The sequence below is a fragment of the Streptomyces luteireticuli genome, assembly GCF_041519305.1.
In the GTDB taxonomy this organism is placed as follows: Bacteria; Actinomycetota; Actinomycetes; order Streptomycetales; family Streptomycetaceae; genus Streptomyces; species Streptomyces luteireticuli.
Genome location: NZ_CP167927.1, coordinates 449,029 through 463,327, shown reverse-complemented (window position 1 = coordinate 463,327; position 14,299 = coordinate 449,029). Strand labels below are relative to the sequence as shown.

The 14,299-nt window shown below is 72.6% G+C and carries 15 protein-coding genes and 1 pseudogene; 8 read left to right on the top strand and 8 right to left on the bottom strand.

The genetic code is table 11. The features are described 5' to 3' along the window. Positions 1–192: 192 nt before the first annotated feature. The 4 genes from AB8735_RS02095 to AB8735_RS02080 all read left to right on the top strand — a co-directional run bounded on the left by AB8735_RS02095 (position 193) and on the right by AB8735_RS02080 (position 6,354). Positions 193–2,064, top strand: coding sequence for an acyl-CoA dehydrogenase (locus AB8735_RS02095; RefSeq protein WP_372404767.1), 1,872 nt, complete (start codon positions 193–195; stop codon positions 2,062–2,064). Between the two features lie 460 nt (positions 2,065–2,524). After that, positions 2,525–3,580, top strand: a complete 1,056-nt coding sequence (locus tag AB8735_RS02090; protein WP_372404765.1) for a cation diffusion facilitator family transporter — start codon at positions 2,525–2,527, stop codon at positions 3,578–3,580. Between the two features lie 438 nt (positions 3,581–4,018). Beyond that, positions 4,019–5,338 (top strand): sensor histidine kinase, encoded by a 1,320-nt coding sequence (locus AB8735_RS02085; RefSeq protein ID WP_372404764.1) that lies wholly within the window; start codon positions 4,019–4,021, stop codon positions 5,336–5,338. Beyond that, on the top strand, positions 5,335–6,354 hold the full coding sequence (locus AB8735_RS02080) for an FUSC family protein (RefSeq protein WP_372404762.1): 1,020 nt from the start codon (positions 5,335–5,337) through the stop codon (positions 6,352–6,354). The genes AB8735_RS02085 and AB8735_RS02080 overlap by 4 nt, the downstream gene beginning before the upstream one ends. Here AB8735_RS02080 and AB8735_RS02075 read toward each other — a convergent pair. Then, positions 6,351–7,091, bottom strand: a complete 741-nt coding sequence (locus AB8735_RS02075) for a 3-keto-5-aminohexanoate cleavage protein (RefSeq protein ID WP_372404760.1) — start codon at positions 7,089–7,091, stop codon at positions 6,351–6,353. The two genes, AB8735_RS02080 and AB8735_RS02075, sit on opposite strands and share 4 nt — an antisense overlap. A gap of 45 nt (positions 7,092–7,136) precedes the next feature. Then, positions 7,137–7,496 carry an ArsR/SmtB family transcription factor gene (locus AB8735_RS02070; protein ID WP_372404758.1) on the bottom strand — a complete coding sequence of 120 codons (360 nt, stop codon included), beginning with the start codon at positions 7,494–7,496 and terminating at the stop codon, positions 7,137–7,139. Between the two features lie 163 nt (positions 7,497–7,659). On the opposite strand from AB8735_RS02070, the gene AB8735_RS02065 reads away from it, so the two are divergent. The 3 genes from AB8735_RS02065 to AB8735_RS02055 all read left to right on the top strand — a co-directional run bounded on the left by AB8735_RS02065 (position 7,660) and on the right by AB8735_RS02055 (position 8,675). Further along, positions 7,660–7,863: a hypothetical protein gene (locus tag AB8735_RS02065; protein WP_372404755.1), complete on the top strand. Its 204-nt coding sequence runs from the start codon at positions 7,660–7,662 to the stop codon at positions 7,861–7,863. A 289-nt stretch (positions 7,864–8,152) separates the two neighbouring features. Continuing rightward, positions 8,153–8,509 (top strand): metalloregulator ArsR/SmtB family transcription factor, encoded by a 357-nt coding sequence (locus tag AB8735_RS02060; RefSeq protein WP_344026551.1) that lies wholly within the window; start codon positions 8,153–8,155, stop codon positions 8,507–8,509. After that, positions 8,499–8,675 carry a DUF6126 family protein gene (locus AB8735_RS02055; protein WP_372404753.1) on the top strand — a complete coding sequence of 59 codons (177 nt, stop codon included), beginning with the start codon at positions 8,499–8,501 and terminating at the stop codon, positions 8,673–8,675. Before AB8735_RS02060 ends, AB8735_RS02055 begins: the two co-directional genes overlap by 11 nt. Positions 8,676–8,857: 182 nt before the next feature. On the opposite strand, the gene AB8735_RS02050 is transcribed toward AB8735_RS02055, so the two are convergent. From AB8735_RS02050 to AB8735_RS02040, 3 genes are all read right to left on the bottom strand, one after another. After that, positions 8,858–9,301, bottom strand: coding sequence for a DUF2267 domain-containing protein (locus AB8735_RS02050; protein ID WP_344026547.1), 444 nt, complete (start codon positions 9,299–9,301; stop codon positions 8,858–8,860). 63 nt (positions 9,302–9,364) lie between these two features. Next, on the bottom strand, positions 9,365–9,760 hold the full coding sequence (locus tag AB8735_RS02045) for a DUF2267 domain-containing protein (protein WP_372411757.1): 396 nt from the start codon (positions 9,758–9,760) through the stop codon (positions 9,365–9,367). Positions 9,761–9,856: 96 nt separating this feature from the next. Beyond that, positions 9,857–10,288 carry an Hsp20/alpha crystallin family protein gene (locus AB8735_RS02040; protein ID WP_344026545.1) on the bottom strand — a complete coding sequence of 144 codons (432 nt, stop codon included), beginning with the start codon at positions 10,286–10,288 and terminating at the stop codon, positions 9,857–9,859. 129 nt (positions 10,289–10,417) lie between these two features. Between AB8735_RS02040 and AB8735_RS02035 the strand changes: the two genes are divergently transcribed. After that, positions 10,418–11,041: a type III effector protein gene (locus AB8735_RS02035; protein WP_372411756.1), complete on the top strand. Its 624-nt coding sequence runs from the start codon at positions 10,418–10,420 to the stop codon at positions 11,039–11,041. A 215-nt stretch (positions 11,042–11,256) separates the two neighbouring features. On the opposite strand, the pseudogene AB8735_RS02030 reads toward AB8735_RS02035, so the two are convergent. The 3 genes and pseudogenes from AB8735_RS02030 to AB8735_RS02020 all read right to left on the bottom strand — a co-directional run. Continuing rightward, positions 11,257–11,600: pseudogene (locus AB8735_RS02030) on the bottom strand (Tn3 family transposase); the annotation flags it as partial. 176 nt (positions 11,601–11,776) lie between these two features. Further along, the gene (locus AB8735_RS02025) at positions 11,777–13,483 is read right to left on the bottom strand and encodes a SulP family inorganic anion transporter (RefSeq protein WP_372411755.1); all 1,707 of its coding nucleotides are present in this window, start codon (positions 13,481–13,483) and stop codon (positions 11,777–11,779) included. 5 nt (positions 13,484–13,488) lie between these two features. After that, a complete protein-coding gene (locus AB8735_RS02020) occupies positions 13,489–13,830 on the bottom strand; it encodes a metalloregulator ArsR/SmtB family transcription factor (protein ID WP_344026539.1) in 342 nt (113 codons plus the stop codon). Between the last annotated feature and the right edge of the window lie 469 nt (positions 13,831–14,299).

Below are 14,299 nucleotides of genomic sequence, written 5' to 3'. Positions count from 1 at the left end.
CTCAACTGGGCGCGGACGCCCGACAACTGCCCCGGTGCGGGCCGTCGCAAGCGTCGGCCACCCGTACGGATGATGCGCGACATCCCGGCCCGCGACACCGCGGCGGGTGACCGTCGGCGGAGCCCTTGACTCCGCATAGTGACTCCGATCACAAAAGGTGTCGCGGGCCTGCGAACAGGGGTTAGTCAGAGCATGCTCTCGACATCACGTGCGCCCGGGAACGCCGACACCTTACGTGCGGCCGCCGGTCCGACGACCGCCGAGCTGACCCGTCTGCTCTACGGGCCCGACCGTAGGCGGATCCACGGCCCCTGGCGCGAGTTGGGCGCCGATCCGTCGATGTACCGGCAGCCCGCGGCGACCGTCGCCGACCAAGTGGCCGCATCCTACCGGCGGCTTCACCGGGTGAACCAGGTGAACCGGGTGAACCAGCCCGGTGGGGCCATCGCTCTCGCCGCCGATCCCCACCGGCTCGCCGCGCTGCACGAGTGGACCGCCGCGCTCGACGGGGCCCTCACGGTCGTGGCGGGCATCCACTACAACCTCTTCCTGGGCAGCCTCATCGACCACGATGCCCACGAGGAGCGCCCCCTCGAGGAGTTCGCCGACCTGAGACGGATCGGTACGTTCCTGTGCACCGAGCTCGGTCACGGCAACGACGCCGCCGCCCTGGAGACCACCGCCGTCCACAACCGGGCGGACCGCACATTCACCCTGCACACGCCGAACCCCGCCGCCCGGAAGTTCATGCCCAACACCAGCGCGGCGGGCGGACCGAAGACGGCCGTGGTCGCGGCGCGCCTCCTCACCGAAGGCCGGGACCAGGGCGTCTTCCTCTTCCTCACCCCGCTCACCGACGAGAACGGTCCGCTGCCCGGGATCACCGTGCGCCCGCTCCCGCTGCGGCCCGGCAGCCCGGTGGACCACTGCCTGACCTCCTTCGACAAGGTGGTGCTGCCGCAGGAGGCGCTGCTGTCCGGCGACCACGGGCGGTTCGCCGGGGACGGTACCTTCACCAGCGCGCTCGGCAGCAGGCGACGACGGTTCCTGACCGGCATCGGCCGTGTCACCGTCGGCAAGCTCTGCATGGGCGCCAGCGCGATCGGCGGCGGCCGGGCCGCGCTGGCCGTCGCCGTCCGTTACGCGCACCACCGCCGGGTGACCGGTGCCCGTCCGGACCGCACGGTGCCCGTCTGGGCCCACCGCACCCACCACGGCCCGCTGCTGGAGGAGCTCGCCGCCCACTACGCGATGACCGCGCTGCACCGCGCCACCGTCACCCGGTGGGCCGGGCACGACCGCACCGACCCGGCGGACGCGGCCGCCGCCGAGCGTCAGGCGGCCGTCGCCAAGGGCTGGATCACCTGGCGGACGCGGGCGCTGCTGGCCGAGTGCCGCGAGCGCTGCGGCGCCCAGGGGCTGCTCCCGGACAACGGCATCGTCACGCTCACCATGGACGTCGAGGGGCTGATCACGGCCGAGGGGGACAACCTGGCCCTCTGGGCCAAGGCCGGCGCGGAGCTCCTGCTCGACGAGGACGCCCCGCCCGCGGCCGCCGTCCACGGCGGGGACCCGGCCGACCCGGGCGTCCGCGGCGCGCTGCTGCACGCGGTCGAGCACCGGTTCCTGACCCGCGCCCGGACCCGGCTGCGCGAGGCGCCGACAGGGGACGGCCTACGGCGCTGGAACGCCGCCGCGCCCGCCGCGCTCGCCGCCGTCACCGCCCGCGCGGAACGCTCCGCCGCCGCCGAGCTGCTCACCCTGGCGCGACGGGCCGAGGACCCGCTCGCCCGCGTCCTGCTGCTCGACCTGCACCAGCTCTTCACCCTCCGGCGGATCGAGGCCCACGGCGGGGAACTGCTGAGCGCGGGCCTGCTGACGCCCCAGCAGGTCGGCCTGCTGCCGGAGTTGGCCGAGCAGTCCCTCGGCCGGCTCGCCGGGCACGGCCGCACGCTGGTCGACGCCTTCGACCTGCCGGACGCGTTCTATGCCGCCCGCCCGATCGCCAACCCCGACTACCAGCGGGCCTTCGAGGAGGAAGAAGGCATGCCCGGCGCACCGTGACCGGAGGTCGTTGATCCATTTCTGCTCCGGGAAAACGGGAAGGAGACGGCACCCACCCGTCGGCCGAGCCGGACGAGGTGGTCCGGCTCGTCGTCCGGGTCACGCCGCGGAAAGTGACCGGCTTCTCCGGAGGGAAGTGACCGGCCGTCTGCGGCGGACGGAAGCGGGGGTGAGGGACGAGCCCGGAGGCCCGTCCCCCACCCGCCAACGAGGCTCGGAAGCACGCCCGGTGGGCGTGAGCGCCCCAAATGACATCGCTCACCCTTGACTTGTGTCCCCGGATCCTGACCGCCCCGAGAATCCGACGAGTTGCGGCTTTTTCCCGGCCGCTGTCGACAACGCAATCGACAACCGTATTCACGAGGAACGCTATCGATAACCGTCTCCATTGCAGCCTTTGCGAAATGCGCTCCCCATACGCTTCACTTCCCGTGTTCATTCGCGACTCGATGGGGTGTTCATGAACGACGGGCGCGGTAACACCGCGGAAAAGCAGGTGCACGCTCACCACGACCATGATCATGGCCACGACCATCGACACGGGCACGGCCACGCCCACAGCCATGGGGTGGCCCCGGACGCGGACCGCCGCTGGCTGTCGATCGCGCTCGGGCTGATCGTCGCCTACATGGCCGTCGAGGTCGTCATCGGCCTGGCCGCGGGCTCGCTCGCGCTGCTGTCGGACGCGGCGCACATGCTCTCCGACGCCGCGTCCATCGTGCTGGCGCTCGTGGCGATGCGGCTCGCCGCCCGGCCCGCCCGCGGCACCTACACCTTCGGGCTCAAGCGCGCGGAGATACTCTCGGCCCTGGCCAACGGCCTGACGCTGCTGCTGGTCTCCGTCTGGCTCGCCTACGAGGCGGTCAGCAGGCTCGTCAGCCCGCCCGAGGTCGACGGCGCGCTGATGTTCTACACGGCCCTGTCCGGCGTGGTGGTCAACATCGTCGCGGCCTGGTGCATGTCGAAGGCCAACCGCTCCTCGCTCAATGTCGAGGGGGCCTTCCAGCACATCATCACCGACCTGTACGCCTTCATCGCCACCGCGGTGGCCGGCGCCGTCGTGATGTTCACCGGCTTCGCCCGCGCCGACTCCGTCGCCACGCTCATCGTCGTCGCCCTGATGCTCCGCTCCGGCGTCTCCCTCGTCCGGGCGGCCGGAAGGATCTTCCTGGAGGCCGCGCCGGCCGGGGCGGACCCGGACGCGATCGGCGCCCGGCTGGCCACGCACGAGGGCGTCGTCGAGGTGCACGACCTGCACGTCTGGGAGATCACCTCGGGCGACGTCGTGCTCTCCGCCCATGTGATCGTCGAGGTCGGCGGGGACTGCCACGGGGTGCGCCGGGCCCTGCAGACGACGCTGCGCGAGGAGTACGGGATCACCCACGCGACCCTCCAGGTCGACCACACCCCCGCGCCGCCGGCCGTCGCCACGGCGGCGGCCGGGCAGGCGGACCCGCACTGCGAGGACGCGCACGGCACCGTGCACCACGGAAGCGCCCGCGTCGACGCGGTCTGAGGCCGGACACGCCCTACCGGGCGGCCAGGCACCCCGGGCACCGGCCGACCCGGCAGTGCGGGCAGCGGCGGGGTGTGGGACGCACCCGTACCCACCCCGCCGGCCGTCCGCCGGCCGGGGCGGGGCGCCGGGCGGGCGGCACCGGGGAAACGCCCCGGGCACCGTCCGGAAAACGGCCGGTCGTGTTCATGGACCCGTTCCTTTCCGAATGCGCGGCATTCATCGCCCACGGCCGGGGAAACGTTTCGCGGCTGGGAAACCACGCGCTTCCACCGGGAAACCACGCACTGCCAAGGGAAACCACGCGCCTCCACGCTATGCGCGCCCCTTTCCCGCCCGCCTCCCCCGACCGGACGATCGCCCGGGCGAGGAGCAGCGGCCACCCGGCCGACCCGCCGGGCACGTCCGGTGGCACCGGACTACCGTCGCATACGTGCTGTGCCGCACGACGACGCACAAGAACAGGCCGGACGACAACGGACCGCACGGGAATTCCGGGCCGCCCGGCCGCGGCGGGCCGCCGTGACCACGCGCTGGCGCGAGGAGCAGATGGGCGCCATGGTGGCCCAGGCGTCCCGCCGCGTGGCCTGGATCCGGCTGGGCATGGCCGTCCCCCTCTTCCTCGCCGGAGGACACCCGGTCGCCGCCACCTACGGTGCCTGGTTCGACGGCCTTCTCGCCGCCTACCTGCTCTGGTCCTTCGGCCGGCTGATCGCGGTCCATCACCGTCCCGTGACCGGGGTGCGGGGGGCCGCGAGAGCCCTCGTCGTCGACCTCGTGATGATCACCGGGCTCGCGGCGGCCTCGGGCGGAACCTCCTCCTCGGTCCGGTACGCCTACTTCATGTGGGCCATGGCCACCATCCTGTGGCAGATGCCCAGGGTCACCGCCGTCTTCGGCGCCGTCTGCATGGTCTGCTACGCCGTGATGTCCGTGCCGCACCTCGTGACCCGTTCCGGGGAGGACCCCTGGTCCATCGTCGTCGACGAGGCATACCTGCTGTGGACCGTCGCCGCCTCCGTCGTCATCGCCATGCTGCTGGCCGAGCGGACCCGACGGGTGGCCGAACTCATGGACAACCGCGAGCTGTTGCTCGACGACGCGCTCGCCGCCGAGACGCGCGAGCGCTCCCGGGTCGCCGACGCGCTGCACGACGGCGCCGTCCAGACCCTGCTCGCCGCCCTCCACGACCTGGAGGAGGCGGAGGAGAGCACCCGCGACGCCGACGGACGCGCCGCGCTCGACCGGGCGCAGCACGAAGTGCGCCGCACCGTCCGGGAGATGCGGGAGATCATTTTCAACCTGCACCCCCAGATCCTCGCCGCCGCCGGGCTCGGCGCCGCGCTGGAGGCCGCGGGGGAGCGGTACGCCCGGCGCGCCGGTTTCCGGATCCACTACGACATCCGCCTGTCCGGTCGCGTCGGCCACGAGACGCTGCTGTACTCGGCCGCCCGCGAAGTCCTCCGCAACGTGGTCAAGCACGCCGGGGCCACCGACGTATGGGTGGCCCTGACGACCGAGGACGACGAGACCGTCCTCACCGTCCGCGACAACGGCACCGGCTTCGACCCCCACATCGTCCTGCGCCGCCTGCGCGAGGGACACATCGGCCTGGCCAGCCACTACATGCGAGTGGAGAGCGCGGGCGGACGCTTCCGCATCGACAGCTCGCCCGGCGCCGGCACGACGATCGAGGTCCGGCTGCCGACGACCGGCGACGAGGACATGGGCCCGCAACCGGCCCCGGCCGTCCCGTGACCGCCCCCGCCCGGACCGCCGTGAGGGCACTGCGCGACCTGCTGCGCCCCCAGGGCCCGCCCCGCTACGCGGACGGGGCCGCCGCCGGCCTCGCCCTCGCCGTGCCGCTCGTCGTCGGCACCCTGTCCGGCCGCCCCGGCACCGGAGCGGCCGTCGCCCTGCCCGCCGTCCTCCTGGCCATGCCTCTCCCCGCCGGGGCCGGCCCGCGCGGCAGGGCCCGCTGTCTCGCCGTCCGCACCGCCTGGACGACCGCCGCGGGCGCCTACACCACCCTGGCCGGCCACGGCATGCCCGCCCTCGCCCTCGGCGTGGCCGCGACCGCCTTCGCCGGGGCGATGCTGCCCGGCGTCGGCGCCACGGCGCCCCTCGCCGTGCTGCTCACCGGCATCACCGGCGACGGGCGGGAACAGGCCTTTCCCGGCCTTCTCCAACTCGTCGGCTGCCTCTGGACGGCAGCGCTGCTCCTGCCCCGCCGCCACCGCGACGGAGAGGACGGCGTGGCGCCCCCGCACCTCTCCCCGCGCACCGTCCGCCTGCGGCACGGAGCCCGCCTGGCCCTCCTCACCGGTGGAGCCGTCGCCGTGACGGGCGTGTCCGGCACCCTGTGGGGCCAGGGGCACTGGCTCGTCACCGCGCTCCTCCTCACCCTGCGGCCCACCCCCGAGGAGACCCGGACGAAGTTCGCCCAGCGGATCGTCGGCAACACCGCCGGCGGGGTGGTGACCGCCCTGCTGCTGCTCGCCCACCCCGGCCCCTACGCCGTCGCGGCCGTCGTCGGCGTCTCCGGCGCCCTCGCCTACGCCTTCCGCCCGGCCAACTACACCTATTGGGCCCTCGCCTCGCCCGTGCTGCTCCTGCTCCTCAGCGACTACGGCGAGCCCCTGCCCTGGTGGGCGGCGACGGTCCGGGTCGGGCTGAACGCGCTGGGCGGCTGCGTCGCGCTCCTGGCCACCCGGTGGCTGTGGCCGGGGACCGGGACGCGGGCGGGAGACGGCCCGGGGGAGGGCACCCCCTAGCGCCCCCGGCCGTCGGCCGCCCGAATCTCCCGGGCCGCCCGCACCAACTCCCCGTTGCCCGCCGCCGGCGCGCCGCCCGGCAGGCACAGGACGTCCTCCAGGCCGACCCGGACCGACAGCCCCTCCCGCACCGACAGCCGCAGCACCGGCCAAGCCCCGCCGTCCTGCCCGTGCAGCAACACCGGTGTGCCGCCGCCCCCGAGCGCGCCGATGTCGGCCAGCAGCGCCCGGGCCGTGTCCTCGGCGGCCGCGGCCGTGTCGGCCATGACCTCGGCGAGGATCCGCAGCACCTTCCCGGCGAACGGCGACGCGGCGAACCGGGCGACCGCGTCCGTCCCCGCGAACAGCCCGGCCTCGATGCCGACGCCCCGCTCCGCCAGGGCGGCGGCGACCAGATCGGCGCCGTCCTCATGCCAGTTGACGGAGGCGTGGTCCGGCAGGACCGTCCACGACCGCACCAACTCGGCCCGCCGGCGCGGGTCCGGCACGGCCCACGCGCCGGTGGTGACCCCCACCGGGACACCGGGCACCGCGTCCCGCACCCGCTCGACCACCTCCGCGACCGTGTCGGGTGCCAGGGTGTCCGCACCCGTGGCGTCCTTGGGGTGCACATGGAGATCGACCGCCCCTGCGGCGACGGCCTCCCGCGCTGCCTCGGCGATCTCGGCCGGTGAGACCGGCAGGGAGGGGAACTCCCGCTTGTTCCGAGGTCCGTTCACACACGCTTGGAGAATCATGACCGCATCATGGCACCGGGGTCCGACATTCTCCCCGGGGCCGGGTCACCCCTCGTCCGGTGCCGTGCGGCGCCCCGGGATCGGAGCCCGCAGATCCGCGAGCAGCTCGGCCTGCCCGGCCAGCACCCCCGACAGGATCGTCCGCGCCACCCGCAGCAGCTCGGCCACATGAGAGCTGGTCAAGGAGTAATGAACGGTCGAGCCTTCCTTGCGGGTCGTGACCAGACCGGCCCGCCGCAGCACCGCCAGTTGTTGCGAGAGGTGCGCCGGTTCCACGCCCACCTCCGGCAGCATCTGCGTCACCGCGTGTTCGCGTTCGCTGAGCAACTCCAGCACCCGGATCCGCACCGGGTGCCCCAGGGTTTTGAAGAACTCCGCCTTGAGCTGGTAGAGCGGCGCACTCACCGAGCCGTCCTCCCGGCTCCTGACGGCCCGTAAGGCCGCACTCCCGCGCATCGCCACCATCGCATCCTGTCTGTCATGCGGCCATCCTCGCCCAGTTCACGCCGGGTGGTGACCTCACGAATTGCTAATATTTGCAACTCCATAGGTCTTCGAAGGGAACGTCATGCGGATCATCCCCCTGCACGGCACGGGCGCCACGCTGTTCAAGTGCCCCGTACCGACCTGTGCGTTGGTCCTCCTGCCCACGGCCCTCGCCGCGCACGGACGCTGCCCCGGGTGCGACCACGACCGTCTGATCCGGCTGGACCTTGCCGGTAGCACGCCTTCCGCCCCGTCCGCCTCCGCGCCCGACGAGGCGCGCCGATAAGCCCGGGCCGGCAGGGGAACCCGCCGCGCCGCGACTACCCCCTGCGTCGGCTCCGTGGACTGCCTGCCACCAGCCCCTGCCGTGGTCTAGACTTGAAAAAGTCTTCAATTCGTTAGTTGTCGTGATGTTCAAGCTGGCCCTGAGTGCGGAGGTCTGGGATGGGCGGTTTCGCCGAAGCGGCACGGGACCGGGTCGGCCGGGCACGGAACGCCCTCGCCGCCGCGCATGCGGCCGAGGGCGCGCTGCGCGTGGCCCGTGCACATGACGTGAACGCAGAGAGCGGGCAGTGATGCGGTCGCAGGTTCCCCTGTACCAGGCGAAGGCGGAGTTCTTCCGGATGCTGGGGCATCCGGTCCGCATCCGGGTTCTGGAGCTGCTGCAGGACGGGCCGCTGCCCGTGCGCGACCTGCTGGCCGCGATCGAGGTCGAACCCTCGAGCCTGTCGCAGCAGCTGGCGGTGCTGCGCCGCTCCGGGATCGTCACCTCCACCCGCACCGGCTCCACGGTCGTCTACGAGCTCGCGGGCGGCGACGTGGCCGAGCTGATGCGTGCGGCGCGCCGGATCCTGACGGAGCTGCTCGCCGGGCAGCACGACCTTCTCGAGGAACTGCTCGGGACCGAGGTGGGGTCCCGCCGTGACCGGTGAGCCCACCGGGTGTCCCGCGCCCCGGTCGCCCGAGTCCGGACCGAGAAGCGAGAAGTGGGCGGAGAGGCAGATCGCTCTGCGCGTGTCGGTCTACGTCTTCGTCACCCACGCCATCGCCGGTTTCATATGGCTGCTGTTCTACCTCGGCGACCACGCCGACAAGTAAGGCCCGGTTCTTCCGGACGCCGCACCGTACTGCGAGCGGCGCGCCGCCGTCCGTGGTCGGGCACGGTGAGAGACAGGGCGGAAGTCCCCGATCGCGGCGGATCGGGGACTTCCACCTTTACTGGCCCGGCCGGAGGAGATCTGGGAGGGGCCCTGTTGCCGCCCCGGATGCCGGGTGCCCGTTTACGCGGCGGGGGTGAGTTCGGCGCGGCCGAACAGCAGCGCGTAGCCGGTAGGGAGCTGGTGCAGGATCCGGGTGATCAGGTCGGGGCCCGCGCAGGCCGCGACGGCGGAGAAGACGGAGCCGGTGTCCCAGCGGGTGGTCGCGAGGGAGGCGCCGGTGCGGGCGGCGAGGTCCTTGACGAAGGCCCAGCCGGTCAGCGGCTGAGTGTCGGGGATCTGCGTGGTCAGGACACGTGCGGCCTCCAGGGGCAGCCTGGCGGCCAGGTCGACGCGTTCGTCGCCGGTCAGCTGGCGTCCCAGCCCCGCGAGGACCAGGCGGACGGCTTCGTCGGCCCTCTCGCGGGTGGGGTAGGCGCCTTCGTAGCGGACCTTCTCCAGCATCTGCTCATACGCCGTCCCGTATGGCTGCTGGTGCTCAAGCGGTGCGCGCACGTCGGTGATCACTGCGGTGCATGCCTTTCGTGGAGCCAGGGTGGGTGGTGCCGGTGTGCGGCACCGAGCTATCGGTCAGGTGGGCTGGGGGCGGCCGAAGAGGAGGTCGTAACCGGCGGGGAGCTGGAGCAGGATCTCTTTGAGGAGGTCGTCGCCGGCGGTGTCGGCGACCGTGGACAGCACGGCGCTGACATCCCACGTCGCGGTCCGCTCGGTGGCGCCCTCGATCCAGGCTGCGGTCGCCCGCACGAACCGCTCCGGCGACAGCGGTTCGGCGCTCTGGAGCGGGTTGAGGAGGATCAGGGCGAAGTCCTCCGGCAGGCGTGCCGCGAGCCGGGCGCGGACTTCGCCGACCAGGTGCGCGCCGAGCAGGGCGAGCACCACACGGGCCGCGCGCTCGGCTTCCTCCGCAGTGCCGTACTCACCGCGTTCCTTCACATGGTCGAGGAACGCCTCGCGCCGCAGAGTCATCTCGGCCACCACCCCTTGTTCTTCGGACTGCCTGCGGGGTGCGGAGGGCGGGATGAGGGGGGAGATCAGGTGCCCTCCGCACCCGTCCGGCCGGTGTCAGCCGGAGATCTCCTTGCGGTCGGATCCGACGCCGATGGAGATCTTGCGGGGCTTGGCGCGCTCGGCGATCGGGATGCGCAGGGTGAGCACGCCCGCGTCGTAGTCGGCCTGGATGTGCTCGGTGTCGAGGGTGTCGGCGAGCACGATCTGGCGGGAGAAGACGCCCAGCGGCCGCTCGGACAGCTCCATCTGCACGTCGTCGGACTTCGCCACCGGCCGGCGCTCGGCCTTGACGGTCAGCATGTTCCGCTCGACGTCGATGTCGATCGCGTCCGCGCTGACGCCGGGAAGGTCGAAGGCGACCACGTACTCGTCACCCTCGCGGTAGGCGTCCATCGGCATCGCCGACGGCCTCGACCAGGTACCCGGGCCCATCAGCTGCTGTGCCAGCCGGTCCAGCTCGCGGAAGGGGTCAGTGCGCATCAACATGGTGAAACACCTCCAGGAAGGTTCGGGCAGTTGCTGCCAATGCGCCTCACTGACACCGTTGTAACATGTCATCCAATGGATGACAAGCACGATGTCGTCAGCCTGATGACAACCCTGAAGGAGGTGTCCGTGACCCCGGCCGACCAGCCGTCTCTGTCCCGTACCGACGCCCACAGCCCGGTGTCGTTCCTCGCTGCCGCGGCGGCCCTTGACGCCATAGACGCCGCCCTGCGCGAGGCCCGGCACGAGACCCCCAACGCCCCCGCCCCCGGTCCGGAACAGGCCCTGGCCTCCTTGTCGCTGCTGCGGCAGGTGCGCGAGCAGCTCGCCGGGTGGGAGACCGGCCTGATCGAAACGGCCCGCGACGCGGGCGCCAGCTGGGCCGACCTCGCCCGCCCCCTCGGCGTCGCCAGCCGCCAGGCCGCCGAACGCCGCTACCTGCGCGGCCGTCCCGGCCCGGCCGGGACCACCGGCGAGCAGCGCGTCCAGGCCACCCGTCAGGCCCGGGCCGCCGACCGCAGCACCGCCGCCTGGGCTCGCCGCAACGCGGCCGACCTGCGCCGCCTCGCCGGCCAGATCACCGCACTCACCGACCTTCCCCCCGCCGCCCGCCGCCCGATCGGCGAGCTCCACGCGGCCCTCGCCCATGACGACCCCGCCGACCTCATCGCCCCCCTGGCCGCTGCCCGCCCGCACCTGGCCGCCGCCCACCCCGACCTCACCGCCCGGCTCGACGTCCTCACACCTCCCTGACCCCGCCCGGCGCACCGCAACAGCAACCCGGTCAACGTCCGCCTCCGGGCAAACGAGGGGACACCTGGAGACCAACGCGGCCGGCCTGCGGGCCCACCCGGCCTGCTCCCTCGCCAAGCAGTGCCTGGATGGGGGGCAGTTGGTGGCCAAGGTGCCGAGGTGCCGGTTCGCGCCAGGCCGCGGACCGGCCCTGGCCTTTCAGGCGGTTGCCGGGCGATCTCGGCGATGTCCAGGGCGTTGCGAAAAATGACCGCGTTCGTGAGCAAAGCATCGAATTTCATCGCCTTCTCCTGCTCGACCGGGTCGTTGTCCGCGATGACGCCGCGGTTGCCGAACCCGATCCACTGCGAGAACCGGTTGAACGACTCGACGACCGCAGGCGCTTGAGCAGGGTGGAGGAGGAGATCGCACCCTCACGGGCGGAGACGGCCACCCGCATCGGGTGCCGGGACTGGGCCTCGATCAGGTCCCAGTCGATGACGTTCTTGCCCGGCTCGCCGAACAGGGCGTCGATGTGCTCGTACTCGGCCTGCTTGCTTGGCCGGTAGAAGACCGAGCCCTTCCGGTTCTGATCCCGGGCATCGGGTCGAAGCCCAGCAGATGCTCGTCACAGTCCGTGGCATCCGACGCCCACGCAAGCTCATCACGCGTCGGCGAGAAGAACAGATACAGCTCATGCGCGGTGATCATCCGCTTGAACCGCGGATACGCGGCGGGGCGTCGGGAACGGAGGTGTCAGCGGACGGGCTCCTCGGTGGCGGTGGGGGCGGGCAGCACCCCGGAGCCCTGAAGATGGGCGCGGGCGGCGGCGATGGCGTCGGGAGTGGTGGTGAACTCCCGGCCGTCGTGCCGGAGGAGATCCAACGCGCCGACGGAATCGAGGACTTGCCGCTGTTCGGGCCGTATGCCGGAGGCGAGCACGGTGATACCGCGGCGCCGGAGTCCGGTCACCGCGTCCTTGAGGACCAGGGCGCCGGTGGCGTCGATCGTGGACACGCGGGACATCCGCAGGATGACCACGCGCACGTCGGCGACGCCGGAGAGTTCGAGCAGGAAGCGGTGGGCGGCCGCGAAGAACAGCGGTCCGTCGATGCGGTACGCCACGATGTGCTCGGCCAGCAGCGCGTGCTCCTCGGCGCTGTGGTCGCCGGGCAGGTCCTCCTTTATGGGCACTTGATCCAGGCGGGCCTGCTTGGCCACGGCCCGCAGTGCGAGCACGCCCGCGACGGCCAGGCCGATGAGGACGGCTTGGACGAGGTCCAGGGCCAGGGTCGCGGCGGCGGTCAGGATCAGGACGAGGGCGTCGGAGCGGGTGGCCCGGGCCATCGCCTTGAGGCTGCCGACCTGGACCATCCGGACGGCCGTGGCGATCAGCACACCCGCGAGAGCGGCCAGCGGGATCCGGGACACCAGCGGCGCGGCGGCGAAGACGATGACCGCCAGCACGGCAGCGTGGACGAGCGCGGCCAGCCGCGAGCCCGCGCCCGTGCGCACGTTCACGGCCGTGCGGGCTATCGCGCCGGTGGCGGGGACGCCGCCGAAGAGCGGGGCGGCGATGTTGGCCAAGCCCTGGCCGAACAGCTCCCGGTCAGGATCGTGCTTCTGCCCCACGGTCATCCCGTCGGCGACGGAGGCGGACAGCAGCGACTCCAGGGCGGCCAGGGCCGCCACGGCGACGGCGGGGGCCAACAGGGAGCCGAGTGCGCCCGGGTCGAGGAAGGCCAGGGACGGGGCCGGCAGCCCGGCGGGGAGGTCGCCAATCGGCGCGGCCGCGTCCAGGTGGCAGAGCTGGGCCACGACGGTCGCGCCGATCACGCCCACGATCGAGAAGGGGACGGCCGGCCACCGGCGGGCGCCGGCCAGCATGACCACGGCCACGGCGGCCGCGAGGGAGACGGCCGTCCAGTTCGGCGACTTGGCGAATGCCTCGACGGCCCGCCAGGTCACCACCAGGACCTTGTCGCCCTCGGGTTTGGGCACCCCGAGCGCGTTCGGTATCTGCTGGAGTCCGATCACGCCGGCGATGCCGAGGGTGAAGCCCTCCACCACCGGGGCGGGGATGTACTGCATGCAGCGCCCCGCGCGGGCCACCGCGAGGGCGACGAGCATTACCCCGGCGAGCAGTCCGACGGCGAGGACCCCGCTCGGACCGTACTGGGCGACGATCGGGACCAGCACCACCGTCATCGCACCTGTCGGCCCGGAGACCTGGAGGTTCGAGCCGCCGAAGACCGCCGCGACCGCGCCCGCGACCACGGCGGTGGCGAGCCCCGCTTCCGCGCCGAGGCCGGAGGACACGCCGAAGCCCAGTGCGAGCGGCAGCGCGACGATCGCCACGGTCAGCCCCGCCAGCAGATCACGCCTGGGGTCACGGCGGGCCGCGGTGAGGTCGTCGCGGCCGGGCAGGAGGGAACGCACCCGGGACCACGCCCGGCCGGTCATGGTGCTCACTCGGCACCGGCCTCGGATTCCCGGAGCTCCTCCAGGAGCGCGTTCTGTCCGTCGAGCATGTGCGTGAGGATCCGCCGGGCGGCGCGCATCAGCTCGGCCACGTCGCCGCCGGCGAGTTCGTAGACCACCGTGGAGCCGGCGCGGGCGGAGGTGACGATCCCGGAGCGGCGCAGCACCGCCAGCTGCTGGGAAAGGGCGGAGGGTTCGATCTCCATCGCGGCGAGCAGGCCGCGTACCGGAGTGGGTCCGTCCTGGAGCAGTTCCAGCACCCGGATGCGGACCGGATGCCCCAGCATCCGGAAGAACTCCGCCTTCGCCTGATACAGCGGGACCGACACCGAAACCCTCGTCTTCTGCCGTCGCGCGGCCCCGCCGGTCGGGGCCGCCCTGTGGCCGTGCCCGCGGCTACCTGCGGGCACGGCCAATGCATCATGTAACGAATTGCAGATTTTTGCAATTTACATGCCCAGCATCGCGACAGCCCGGCATCGTGGTGGCCGATGGCAGAGCTCCAGCGCGAATACCGGACAGGGATGCGAGGCGGTTGGGGCGGATGGGAAGTGGGAGGAGGGTGGTGCGCGGTGAGGTCGAAGGATGCCTGCTGCGAAGCCGGCAGTTGCTAATCTCGGCAACTCTTCAAGCGCGACGCGTCATCGCTCTCCTCCTGCCCCCTGATCTGCGGGTCGGTCGACGCGTCGTCGATGCCCAACGCTGTGTCGACCCGTTCGGGAACGTGGAGGGGCTGTCGTGAGCCTGTTGCGCAAGATCCGTCGGACCGGGCGGACGGCCGAGCCCGCCCCACCCCGG